Consider the following 11,613-nt stretch of genomic DNA (forward strand, 5'->3'; position numbering starts at 1 on the left):
CGCCGGCAAGCCAGCTCCCAAGGCGGGAGCCGGCGTTGAGGCCCTCGATCAGAACGCGTAGGTCGCCGACAGGATCGCCGAACGCGCATCCCCGTACTCGATCGCCGAGGACCGTGCTGCGGTGCCGTTCTGCTGGCGCACGCGCTCGACATAGTCCTTGTCGAACAGGTTGTTCACGTTCAACTGCAGGTCCAGGTTCTCGTTGACCTTGTAGGCCACCATCGCGTTGTGCACCCAGTAGTCCGGCAGCTTGGCGGTAGTGCTGGAGCTGACATTGCGCTCGCTCACGTAACGCGCGCCATAGCCCAGGGTCCAGCCGGCCGGCAACTGGTAGGTGGTCCAGAGGTTCAGCGAGCGTGGCGGCGTGTTGCCCAGGGCCTGGCCTTCGCGGGCGATGCCGGCGGCGGTGTTGGCGGCCTTGAGGGTCTCGCTGTCGAGGAAGGTGTAGTTGGCGAACACGTCCCACTGCTGCGTGATATGGCCGGTCACGCCGACTTCCACGCCCTGCACGCGCTGCTTGCCGGCCAGTTGGGTCGAGCCGTCGGCCATGGTTTCCCGCGCGTTGTCCTTGGTCACGCGGAAGATCGCCGCGTCCAGCTCCAGGCGCTTGTCCAGCAGCTCCCACTTGGTGCCCAGTTCCCAGGTCTCGTTCTTCTCCGGCTCCAGGTTCTCGGTGGCTGCGCTCAGGCCGCCACCGCTGGAGGCCAGGCTTTCCGCGGACGGGTTGAACGAGTTGCCCCAGGCCAGGTAGATACGGCCGTTCTCGGCCGGCTTGTAGACCAGGCCGGCACGACCGCTGATCTTGTCGTCATTCGACTCGAAGGTGCTGGTGCGCACGTGGCTTGCCGAGTAGCCGTGGCCTTCGCCTTCGAAGCGGTCGTAGCGCAGGCCGAGGTTGAGGTCCCACTGTTCATGCAGGGCGATGGTGTCGAAGACGTAGAGGGCCTGGTTGGTCAGCTCGGTCTCGGTATAGCCGCTGACGGTCTTCGGCGCCGGACCGCTCCAGTGGCCTGGCGGATTGCTCAGGTCATAGCCGGTGCTCGGGTACAGCGCGGTGCCCAGGCCGTGGTTGTAGGTCTTGAGGTCGAGGGTCTCGCGGGAGATTTCCACGCCTGTCACCAGGTCATGGCGCATGCCCAGCACATCGAAGTTGCCGATCAGGTTGGTCTGGTTGATCCACATCTCGGTGGTGGCATCGCGGCCGTAGGCTTGTGGCCCGGCGGGCAGGTAACGGCCGGCAGGCACGCCGACGGTGTTGACGTGGGACGCCGACACCACGGTGTCGCGCGCCACCTGGCTGTAGCGGGTGAGGTTCTGCAGGCGCAGGTTGTCGTTGAAGTCGTGTTCCAGGTTGGCGGTGAACGAACTTTGCTCGATCTCTTCCTTGTCCAGGTTCTTCCAGCCGAAGTAGCTCTCGCGGTCGACGCCAGCCAGTTTCTTGCCGTCCAGGGCCGGGACGCCGTAGTCCGGCAGGTTGTCGTCCTTCTGGTGGAAGGCGCTCAGGGTCAGGCGCGTGTCTTCGCTCAGGCCCAGGCGCAGGGACGGCGCGATGCCCCAGCGCTCGCGGTCGATCTCGTCGCGGCCGGCCACGTCGTTCTGGTGGCCCATGAGGTTGATGCGGAACGCGCTGTCATGCCCCAGGCCTTCCAGCGGCTGGTTGCTGTCCAGGGTCATGCGGTAGTAGCTGTCGGTGCCGATGCTGCCGCCCAGGCGGGTGAAGGCCTGGTCCTTGGGCTGCTTGCTGATCACGTTGATGCTGCCACCGGTGGTGCCGGCGCCGCCGAATACCGAGTTGGGGCCCTTGATCACCTCGACCTGCTCGATGTTGAAGGTGTCGCTGCGGGTGGTCTGGGCGCTGTCGCGCAGGCCGTCGATCTGGATGTTGCTGTTGGCCGAGAAGCCGCGGATGTTGATGCTGTCACCGGAGCCGCCACCGCCTTCACCGGCGTTGAAGGTGATCCCGGAAACGTTCGACAGTACCTGGCGCAGGCTCAGTGCCTGTTGCTCCTCGATGAGCTTGGGCGGCACCACGGTGATGGTCTGTGGCACGTCCACCAGTGGCTTGGCGTACTTCGCCGATGCCGACTGCTCGGTGCGCGAGCCTTGGTCCTGCTGGGCCTGGACCTTGAGGCTGTCGAGTTCGACAGGCTTGTTCTGCTCGGCCAATGCGCCAGTGGCGGAGGAGGCGACGGCCAGGCCGATGGCCGAGGCGAGCAGGCGACGTTGGGGCAAGGCGGCGATGCTGTTGTTGTTCATGAGAATCGTTCACTTTTAAAATTGGCGCGATTCTAATTACGAAATTTTCACATTTACAAGTAATTTACATTTCTTTTTATGCTGTTGATTTGGATCCAAATTCCAGGAACAGGCCGGCAACGTGATGGCTATTTGCCGAGAGTCTTGGTTTGCTGTGCATCCAGGTGCTCCTGGCAATCCGACTGAACCCCGGCGCTCCTCGCACACCTAACGCAAACATGCTTACGGGAGACAGCCTATGGAACACGGATACCTGTGGATCACCCTGGCGGTGCTGCTGGCGCTGCTGGAGGTATGGGCGATCAAGCGCATCATCGGTAGCCCCGCGCGGGCCGAAAGCAAGATGATGTGGATCGTTTTCGTGGTCTTCGTGCCGGTACTCGGCCTGCTGGCGTGGGGTTTCGCCGGACCCAGGTCGCGGCCCGGCGTGCCGCTTTCCAAGGAAGGCTGATTCAGGCCAGCAGCCGCTCTGCCAGCAGGACCACGGCGATGGCGATCATCGCCAGGCCGGACAGGCGGCTGACATTCTTCGCCGCTGCCGGGCGGGTCTGCAGCACGCTGCGGGCGCTGTAGCCGACCAGCAGGTAGATGATCGCGCAGCTCACCGCGTGGAGCAGGCCGAGGGCGATGATCTGCGTCGCCACCGGCCAGCTCGACAGCGGGTCGGTGAACTGCGGCAGCAGGGCGAGGAACAGCAGGAACACCTTGGGATTCAGGCCGCTGACGCAGAACCCGCGGATCGCCCAGCTCGCCCAGGACTCCGACTTCTGCTCGCTGGCCGCCGGCGCCGCCGGTTTCCACAGCATGTTGATGCCCATCCACAACAGGTACAGCGCACCAACCACCGTCATCACTGCCATCGCCGCCGGATTGTTCGCCAGCAACGCGCCGGCACCGGCGGCGACGATCAGGGTCGCCAGCAGGTGCCCGGACAGCAGACCGGCCACCGCCGGCACCACCCAGCGCCCACGGATCCCCGCGGAAATCACGTAGGCCCAGTCCACCCCGGGGGTGATCACGAAGAGAAAGGACACCGCCCAGAACGCGGCCAGTACGCTGACAGTCACTTGGAAACTCCCGAAATTCCACTGAAGGTTCTCCAGAAGAGTACGCAAGCATCGCGAGGATTATCTTTCGTATATCCTGACGTTTTGCCAGTCAGGTGGAAGATTCTTCCAGATGGACCGTATCGACCGAAAGATTCTTGCCGAGCTGCAACGCGATGGCCGGCAATCGTTGACCGACCTTGCCGAGCGTGTCGGTCTCAGCCTCTCGCCGTGCCACCGCCGGGTGCGGGCGATGGAGGAGTCCGGGGTGATCCAGGGCTACCGCGCCTACCTGTCGCCCACAGAGCTGGGGCTGAACTTTGCCGCCATCGTCTTCGTCACCCTGCGCGAAGGGCACCAGCAGGCGGTGCAGGCCTTCGAAGAGGCGCTGCCGGAGATTCCGCAGATCCTCGACGCGCAGCGCTTGTTCGGCGATCCGGACTACATGCTGCGGGTCGTCACCCGTGATCTGCCGGCATTCCAGCAACTGTACGACGAGCACCTGGCGCGGTTGCCCAATGTGCAGCGGCTGAGTTCGACGCTGGTGATGAAGCAGGTGATCCAGGATCGGCCGTTGCCGCTGTGAAGAAATCTGGGAGACCTGCGATGAACCCCTCGGAAACGGACATGAAAGACACGAACTACACAGTGCTGGAAGTGGCCAACGGCAAGCCGGTGAAGGCCTGGATCGAAGGCGTGCCGCTGGATGCGGGCGCTCGCGAGCAACTGTTGAACACAGCACGCCTGCCGTTCATCTTCAAGCACCTGGCGGTGATGCCAGATGTGCACCTGGGGCGGGGCTCGACCATTGGCAGCGTGATCCCGACCCAGGGCGCGATCATTCCGGCGGCGGTCGGCGTGGATATCGGCTGCGGCATGCTCGCCGCGCGCACGTCGCTGGTGGCAGCGGACCTGCCGGACAACCTGTTCGGCCTGCGCAGCGCCATCGAAAAGGCCGTGCCCCATGGCAAGACCCATGGCCGCCACGACCGGGGTGCCTGGCAGGATGTGCCGGCGCAGGCCGACCAGGCATGGGCGTCGATGGCGGGGCGCTTCAAGGCGATCACCGACAAGTACCCCGCGCTGGAGAAGACCAACAACCGCGTGCACCTCGGCACGCTGGGTGGCGGCAACCACTTCGTCGAGGTCTGCCTGGATGAAGCGGACCGGGTCTGGTTCATGCTGCACAGTGGCTCGCGCGGCGTGGGCAATGCCATCGGCAGTCTGTTCATCGAACTGGCCCAGGCCGACATGCGCCAGCACCTGGCCAACCTGCCGGACCGCAACCTGGCCTATTTCGAGGAAGGCAGCCGCCACTACGACGACTACGTCGAGGCGGTGGGCTGGGCCCAGGACTTCGCCCGGCAGAACCGCGAGCTGATGATGGGCGCGGTGATCGCGGCGACGCGGACGGTGATCCGCAAGCCGTTCGAGGCCAGCCTCGAAGCGGTGAACTGTCACCACAACTACGTGCAGAAGGAGCGGCATTTCGGCGAAGACATCCTGGTTACCCGCAAGGGTGCGGTGTCGGCGCAGAAGGGCCAGCTCGGCATCATCCCGGGCTCCATGGGGGCGAAGAGTTTCATCGTCCGTGGCCTGGGCAACGAGGAATCTTTCTGTTCCTGCAGCCATGGCGCTGGCCGCATCCTGAGCCGGACCGAGGCGAAGAAGCAGTTCACCGTGCAGGACCAGGTGCGTGCCACGGCCCATGTGGAGTGCCGCAAGGACAAGGATGTGATTGACGAGATCCCGATGGCCTACAAGGACATCGACGCGGTGATGCGGGCGCAGCGGGAACTGGTGGAGGTGGTGCACACGTTGCGGCAGGTGGTGTGCGTGAAAGGTTGAGGAAAAGAGGGATGACATCTCCCCATCTCGTTCCGGCCTGAATATCGGAACCGACAAGGCAACGCGGACCTTGTAGGAGCGGGTTCACCCGCGATGACGGCGGTGAACCCGGCATCGTCATCGCGGGTGAACCCGCTCCCACAAGGTCCGCGTTTCAAATCAATCAGGCTTGTTCCGCCTCCCGTCGGTACGCATAGGTCTCGGCAAACCGCGACAGCATGTAGTCACTGCACGACACCGGCGGGTATTGCGGCGGGTTGTCCGGGCCGGAGCAGTTGGGCAGGCAACTGATCTCGGTGTCCGGGTGCGGCTCGGCGAAGAACGGCATCGAGTAGCGGTCCCGGCCCAGCGGGCTGATAACCCGGTGCGGCGTGGACTTGTAACGGTCGTTGCTCCAGCGCGCCATCATGTCGCCGATGTTCACCACGTAGCTGCCTTCGATCGGCGGTGCATCGATCCATTCGCCATCCAGGCTGCGCACCTGCAAGCCGCCCGCGCTGTCCTGGTAGAGCAGGGTCACGCAGCCATAGTCGGTGTGCGCGCCGGCCCCTTGTTGCTCGGCGCTGCTGGCGGTCTGCCGAGGGGGGTAGTGGATCATGCGGAACACGCTGATCGGATCGGCGAAGCGCCGGTCGAAGAAATCTTCCTCGATGCCCAGGGCCACGGCCATGGCCCGCAGCAGGGTCAGCGACAGGGCGTGCATGTCTTCGTAGTGCTGCTGCAGCAGCGCTTCCCAGCCGGGCAGGTCGGGGTGGCGATTCGGCCCGCGCAGGGGTTTTCCCGCGAGCACGTCGGGGTGTCCGGCGTCCATGTGGAAACCCATGTCGAAGGTCTCCTTGAGGTCGCTCGGCCGGTTCGGGTCGAGCTGCTCGGTGGCCACCGCGCCATAGCCGCGATGGTGGGCGCTGCGGGTGATGTCGATGCGCAGCTTTTCCTCCGCCGGACGGGCGAAGAAGTCCTCGGCGGCAGTCTTCAGCGCGGCGATCCGCGTGGCCGGGATCGGATACCCGGTGATGTAGTAGAAACCCCATTCGCGGCAGGCGCTGTCGATCTGCCGGGCTACGGCCTGGCGGGCGGCGGGGTCGTCGCGGTAGAGGGGGGCGATATCGATGATGGGCAAGGAGTTCATGAAAGGCTCCAAAGGGCGGACCACCAGGTGGTCCGCATGGCTGCGAGTCTTCTCGTACCCTGGCAGCGAAAAGATCGGCGGTGCCGATCCTGTGCGCGGTTCTCCGGCGGGAGGGACGGCGACACGATATCCGCAGGGGCCGGGAGCGACGGGCGCTCCCGGCCCTGGCTTATTTCGGCAACTCGGCGGTGATGCCCTTGACGTAGTAGTTCATGCCCGCCAGTTCGGCATTGCTGGCCACGGCGCCGGCGGCGATCCTGACGGTGCCGTCCTTGTCCGTGATCGGCCCGGTGAACGGATGGAACGAGCCGTCCTTGATGCTGGCGATGATCTGTTCGGCGCCGCTCTTCACGTCGGCAGGCACCAGGTCGCTGATCGGCAGTTCGACGGTGCCTTCGGCCAGGCCGCCCCAGTAGTCCTGGGATTTCCAGGTGCCGTCCATGACCGCCTGGGTGCTCTTGATGTAGTGCGGGCCCCAGTTGTTGACGATGGAGGTCAGCACCGCCTTCGGACCGAAGTGGGCCATGTCCGAGGCATAGCCGACGGCGTAGACGCCACGGCGCTCGGCGGTCTGGATCGGCGCCGGGCTGTCGGTGTGCTGGAAGATCACGTCGACGCCCTGGTCGATCAGGGCGTTGGCGGCATCGGCTTCCTTGCCCGGGTCGAACCAGGAGTTGACCCACACCACCTTGATCTCGGTGCCGGGGTTGTACTTGTCGAGGGCCAGTTGGATGGCGTTGATGTCGCGGATCACTTCCGGGATCGGGAAGGAGGCGACATAGCCGATCTTCTTGCTCTTGGTCATCTTCGCCGCGAGGTAGCCGCCGACGTAGCGACCTTCATAGGAGGTCGCCAGGTAGGTGCCGAGGTTCTTGTCCTGCTTGTAGCCGGTGGCGTGTTCGAAGGTCACCTTGGGAAACTGCTTGGCGACCTTGGCCGTCGGGTTCATGTAGCCGAAGGAGGTGGCAAACACCAGGTCGTAGCCGCCCTTGGCCATGTTGCGGATGACCCGCTCGGCATCGGCGCCTTCCGGCACGTTCTCGACAAAGCTGGTGTCGACCTTGTCGCCGAACTGCTTGATCAGCGCCTGGCGTCCCTGCTCGTGCTGGTAGGTCCAGCCGTGGTCGCCGATGGGGCCGATGTAGACGAAGCCGACCTTCAGCGGATCGGCGGCGGAGGCGGACAGTACGCTGCTCAGGCCGATGGCGGCGGCGAGGGCGCGGAGCAGGTTCTTGCTTTTCTTCTGGTGCATCTGGGGAAAGCTCCTGTAGGTCTTTTGTAATGGCCGTGTCGGGCGTTTCGGTTACTGCAAAAAGTTGACCAGGTGGGCAAATAATCGTCTTTGTTGGCTTTTAGCTACCGGGGGCGAATCGGTGTGGTGCAAGTCGGCATTCGCTGGCTTCCTGCTGGTGCGTCAGTGCCCCGCCTTCCACGGCTGCCCCAGCGATACCGGTGCATACAGCCGGGTCTTGATCGCATCCCGCGACAACACCACCAGCACCAGGATGGTCGCCACATACGGCAGCATCGCCAGCAGGTTGGCCGGGAAGCTGATGCCGATGCCCTGGGCCACCAGGTGCAGGATGCTGGCCAGGCCGAACAGCCAGGCGCCGAGCAATACGCGGAACACCCGCCAGCTGGCGAACACCACCAGCGCCAGGGCGATCCAGCCGCGGCCGGCGGTCATGTTTTCCGCCCACATCGGCGTGTAGGCCAGCGACAGGTAGCTGCCCGCCAACCCCGCCATCGCGCCGCCGAACAGCACGGCCAGGGTGCGCACCCGCAGCACCGGCAGGCCCATGGCGCTGGCCGCGTCGGGGTTTTCGCCGACGGCCTGGAGGATCAGGCCGACGCGGCTTTTCAGCAGCACCCAGGCAATCAGCCCGAACAGGGCGAAGGACAGGTAGACCAGCACATCCTGGTTGAACAGCATGTGGCCGATGATCGGCAGTTCGCTCAGCAGCGGGATCGCCACCGGCTCGAAGCCGCTCAGCGGCTTGCCGACCCAGGCCGCGCCGACGAACGACGACAGCCCCACGCCGAAGATGGTCAGGGCCAGGCCGGTGGCGACCTGGTTGGCCTGGCAGCCGAGCGCCGCCAGGGCGAACAGCGCGGCCAGCAGCATGCCCGCCAGGCAGGCCAGCAGCACGCCGAGCCACAGGCTGCCGGTGGCGAAGGCGGTGATGAAGCCCACCGCCGCGCCGAACAGCATCATGCCTTCCTGGCCGAGGTTGAGTACGCCGCTCTTCTCGCACACCAGTTCGCCCAGGGCGACCAGCAACAACGGGGTGCCGCAGCGCACCATGGCGTAGAGGATATTGCTCAGCAGATCGAGATCCATGGTCGAAGCCTCAGACTGCGCGCCGGTGGCGGCAGGTCAACGAAGGGAAGTTCAGCGGCCGCATCAGGCGCTGGCCGTTTCAGGCAGCACGGCGCGGCGCCGCCAGTTCAGGTTCAGGCGGGGCCGGTAGAGGATCAGCACGTCGCAGGCGAGCAGGTAGAACAGCATCATTCCCTGGAACAGCTGGGTCAGCGACTGCGGCAGGTTGAGGTTCATCTGCGCGTTCTCGCCGCCCAGGTAGAGCAGCGACATCAACAGTCCCGCGGCGAGGATGCCGAGTGGATTCAGGCGCCCGAGAAAGGCCACGGTGATCGCCGCGTAGCCGTAGCCCGGCGACACCTGCGGCACCAGCTGGCCGATCGGCCCGCTGACCTCGCTGACCCCGGCCAGTCCTGCCAGGCCGCCACTCAGCAGCAGGGCCAGCCAGACCAGGCGTTTCTCGCGAAAACCGACGAAGCCGGCGGCGCGCTGGTCGAGGCCGAGCACCTTGATCTGGAAGCCGAGGAAGCTCTTGTGCAGCAGCACCCACACCGCCACCAATGCGAACAGCACGAAGTACAGGCCGACATGCACGCGGCCGTCCTCGAACAGCGCCGGCAGGCGGCTGGCGTCACCGAACATCGCCGATTGCGGGAAGCTGAAGCCGTCCGGGTCCTTGAGCGGGCCGTGGACGAAGTACAGCAACAGGTTCAGGGCGATGTAGTTGAGCATGATGGTGGTGAGGATCTCGTTGGCGTTGAAGCGCGTGCGCAACCACGCCGCCAGTGCTCCCCAGAGCGCGCCCGCGAGGGTGCCGGCGAGCAGCACCCAGGCCAGCGCCCAGCGGCTCTCCCAGTCGATCAGGGCGATGGCCACGGCGCTGCCGGCCAGCGCGCCCATCAGCAACTGGCCTTCGGCGCCGATGTTCCAGATCCGTGCCTGGTAGGCCACCGCCAGGCCGAGGGCGCAGAGCAGGATCGGCAGGGCCTTGAGCAGCAGCTCGGAGACCCCGTAGAAATCGCTGACCGGCTCGATCAGCAGGGTGTGGAAGGTCTGCAGCGGATCGTGACCGAGGGCGGCGAACAGCAGCGCGCCACTGATCAGCGTCAGCAGGCCGGCGAGCAGCGGCGACAGCAGGAGCATGGCGCGGGACTGCTGGGTACGGGGTTCGAGGGATAACAGCATGATGGCTTCTCGTCAGGCGGCGTCTTGCGCGGTGTCGAACTGGCCGGCCATCCAGCGGCCGACCTCCACGGTATGGGTCTGGGCGGTGGCCTTGAGCGGCGACAGGCGCCCGCTGCACAGGGCGCCGATGCGGTCGCTGATCTGGAAGAGTTCGTCGAGGTCTTCGGAGATCACCAGGATCGCCGCGCCGGCATCGCGCAGGGCGATCAGCGCGCGATGGATCGCCGCCGCCGCACCGACGTCGACGCCCCAGGTGGGGTGGGCGGCGACCAGCAGTTTCGGGTTCTGCAGGATCTCGCGGCCGAGGATGAACTTCTGCAGGTTGCCGCCCGACAGGCTGCGGGCCCTGGCCTGGGCGTCCGGGGTCTTCACCGCGAAGCGCTGGATGATCCGCTCGGCCAGTGCCAGCACTTCGCCGGAGCGGATCAGGCCACGGCTGACCAGGCCCTGCTGGAAGGCGGTGAGCAGGGCGTTGTCGGCCAGGCTCATGTCCGGCACCGCGCCGTGGCCCAGGCGTTCGGCCGGCACGAAGGCCAGGCCGAGGGCGCGGCGGGCGTCGGGGTAGAGGTGGGCCATGGGCTGGGTGTCGAGGGTGATGCGCTCGCGTTCGCTGGCGGGCAGGCGGGTCTCGCCGCTGAGCAGGGCCAGCAGTTCGTCCTGGCCATTGCCGGCGACCCCGGCGATGCCGACGATCTCGCCGCTGCGCACTTCCAGACGCAGGTGCTCGAAGGAGGTGCCGAACGGGTCCTTGTTGCGCCAGCTCAGGTCGTCGACGCGCAGCCGTGGCAGGCCGCCGGCGCTCTTCGGATAGCTGGCCTCCAGGCCTTCGGCGTCGCCGACCATCAGCCGCGCCAGTTGCAGGTCGCTGCACTCGGCCGGCACGCAGGCCCCGGATACCCTGCCGCCGCGCAGCACCGTGGCGCCATGGCAGAGCGCGCGCACCTCGTTGAGCTTGTGGCTGATGAACAGGATGCTGCAGCCCTCGGCGGCGAGGGCACGCAGGGTGACGAAGAGTTCGTCGACTTCCTGCGGGGTGAGCACCGAGGTCGGCTCGTCGAGGATCAGCAGGCGGATGTCCTGCATCAGGCAGCGTACGATCTCCACGCGCTGGCGCTCGCCGATGGACAGGCTGTGCACCAGGCGCTCCGGTTCCAGGCCCATGCCGTAGCGTTGCGACACCTCGCGGATACGTGGCGCCAGCTGCTTGGGCGTACCGGCCTCGCGGCCCAGGGCCAGGGCGATGTTCTCGGCCACGGTCAGGGTCTCGAACAGCGAGAAGTGCTGGAACACCATGCCGACGCCCAGGGCGCGGGCCTGGGCCGGGTCCTCGACCCGGACCGCGCGGCCCTCCCACAGCACCTGGCCGGAATCGGGCGCGGTGACGCCGTAGATGATCTTCATCAGGGTGCTCTTGCCCGCGCCGTTCTCGCCGAGCAGGGCATGGATTTCACCGGCGGCGATGCGCAGGTCGACGCGATCGTTGGCCAGGGTGCCGGGGTAGCGCTTGGTGATGGCGCGTAGTTCCAGGCGCAGGGGGGATTCGGACATGGGACTGCTCGGGGATCAGTATGTTGAGCAGCTTGCAAAGCAAAAACATGGCCAAGTGGTCAGATTATTTCCCGAGGGCCCGTGGTAAAGGGGTTGGGGGGTTGCAGGACGGAGGTTTTGGTGGGGATTGAAGGGAGGGTGGTTGGTTTTGGGGCGGGTGGAGGCATCAAACTGGTGCGGGTCTGGGTGATGCTGGTTGGCCTCTCCGGCCTCATCGCGGGTGAACCCGCTCCCACAGGTTTCGCCACCCTGTGGGAGCGGGTTTACCCGCGATGAGGCCA

General features: G+C 65.8%; 10 protein-coding genes. 3 read left to right on the forward strand and 7 right to left on the reverse strand.

Features of this window, described 5'->3' with window-relative positions; genetic code table 11:
• Positions 1-48: 48 nt before the first annotated feature.
• On the reverse strand, positions 49-2,256 hold the full coding sequence (locus tag V0R59_RS03070) for a TonB-dependent receptor (RefSeq protein ID WP_330073109.1): 2,208 nt from the start codon (positions 2,254-2,256) through the stop codon (positions 49-51).
• Between the two features lie 238 nt (positions 2,257-2,494).
• Here V0R59_RS03070 and V0R59_RS03075 point away from each other — a divergent pair, with 238 nt between their 5' ends.
• Positions 2,495-2,707, forward strand: coding sequence for a PLD nuclease N-terminal domain-containing protein (locus tag V0R59_RS03075; protein WP_330073108.1), 213 nt, complete (start codon positions 2,495-2,497; stop codon positions 2,705-2,707).
• A 1-nt stretch (position 2,708) separates the two neighbouring features.
• On the opposite strand, the gene V0R59_RS03080 is transcribed toward V0R59_RS03075, so the two are convergent.
• A complete protein-coding gene (locus V0R59_RS03080; RefSeq protein WP_330073107.1) occupies positions 2,709-3,323 on the reverse strand; it encodes a LysE family translocator in 615 nt (204 codons plus the stop codon).
• Positions 3,324-3,435: 112 nt separating this feature from the next.
• Here V0R59_RS03080 and V0R59_RS03085 point away from each other — a divergent pair, with 112 nt between their 5' ends.
• Together V0R59_RS03085 and V0R59_RS03090 are read left to right on the forward strand one after the other, a co-directional pair.
• Positions 3,436-3,888 (forward strand): Lrp/AsnC family transcriptional regulator, encoded by a 453-nt coding sequence (locus V0R59_RS03085; RefSeq protein WP_330073106.1) that lies wholly within the window; start codon positions 3,436-3,438, stop codon positions 3,886-3,888.
• Between the two features lie 41 nt (positions 3,889-3,929).
• Positions 3,930-5,150 carry an RtcB family protein gene (locus V0R59_RS03090; protein WP_330073105.1) on the forward strand — a complete coding sequence of 407 codons (1,221 nt, stop codon included), beginning with the start codon at positions 3,930-3,932 and terminating at the stop codon, positions 5,148-5,150.
• 163 nt (positions 5,151-5,313) lie between these two features.
• Here the strand turns inward: V0R59_RS03090 and V0R59_RS03095 are convergent, their stop codons facing one another.
• The 5 genes from V0R59_RS03095 to V0R59_RS03115 all read right to left on the reverse strand — a co-directional run bounded on the left by V0R59_RS03095 (position 5,314) and on the right by V0R59_RS03115 (position 11,332).
• Positions 5,314-6,279, reverse strand: a complete 966-nt coding sequence (locus V0R59_RS03095; protein WP_330073104.1) for a 2-oxoglutarate and iron-dependent oxygenase domain-containing protein — start codon at positions 6,277-6,279, stop codon at positions 5,314-5,316.
• A gap of 169 nt (positions 6,280-6,448) precedes the next feature.
• Positions 6,449-7,531, reverse strand: a complete 1,083-nt coding sequence (locus V0R59_RS03100) for a BMP family ABC transporter substrate-binding protein (protein WP_330073103.1) — start codon at positions 7,529-7,531, stop codon at positions 6,449-6,451.
• Positions 7,532-7,693: 162 nt separating this feature from the next.
• A complete protein-coding gene (locus tag V0R59_RS03105) occupies positions 7,694-8,620 on the reverse strand; it encodes an ABC transporter permease (protein WP_330073102.1) in 927 nt (308 codons plus the stop codon).
• A gap of 63 nt (positions 8,621-8,683) precedes the next feature.
• The gene (locus V0R59_RS03110; protein WP_330073101.1) at positions 8,684-9,784 is read right to left on the reverse strand and encodes an ABC transporter permease; all 1,101 of its coding nucleotides are present in this window, start codon (positions 9,782-9,784) and stop codon (positions 8,684-8,686) included.
• 12 nt (positions 9,785-9,796) lie between these two features.
• Positions 9,797-11,332, reverse strand: a complete 1,536-nt coding sequence (locus V0R59_RS03115; protein ID WP_330073100.1) for an ABC transporter ATP-binding protein — start codon at positions 11,330-11,332, stop codon at positions 9,797-9,799.
• Positions 11,333-11,613: the final 281 nt, after the last annotated feature.

The sequence above is a fragment of the Pseudomonas ulcerans genome, assembly GCF_036324125.1.
Classification (GTDB): Bacteria; Pseudomonadota; Gammaproteobacteria; order Pseudomonadales; family Pseudomonadaceae; genus Aquipseudomonas; species Aquipseudomonas ulcerans.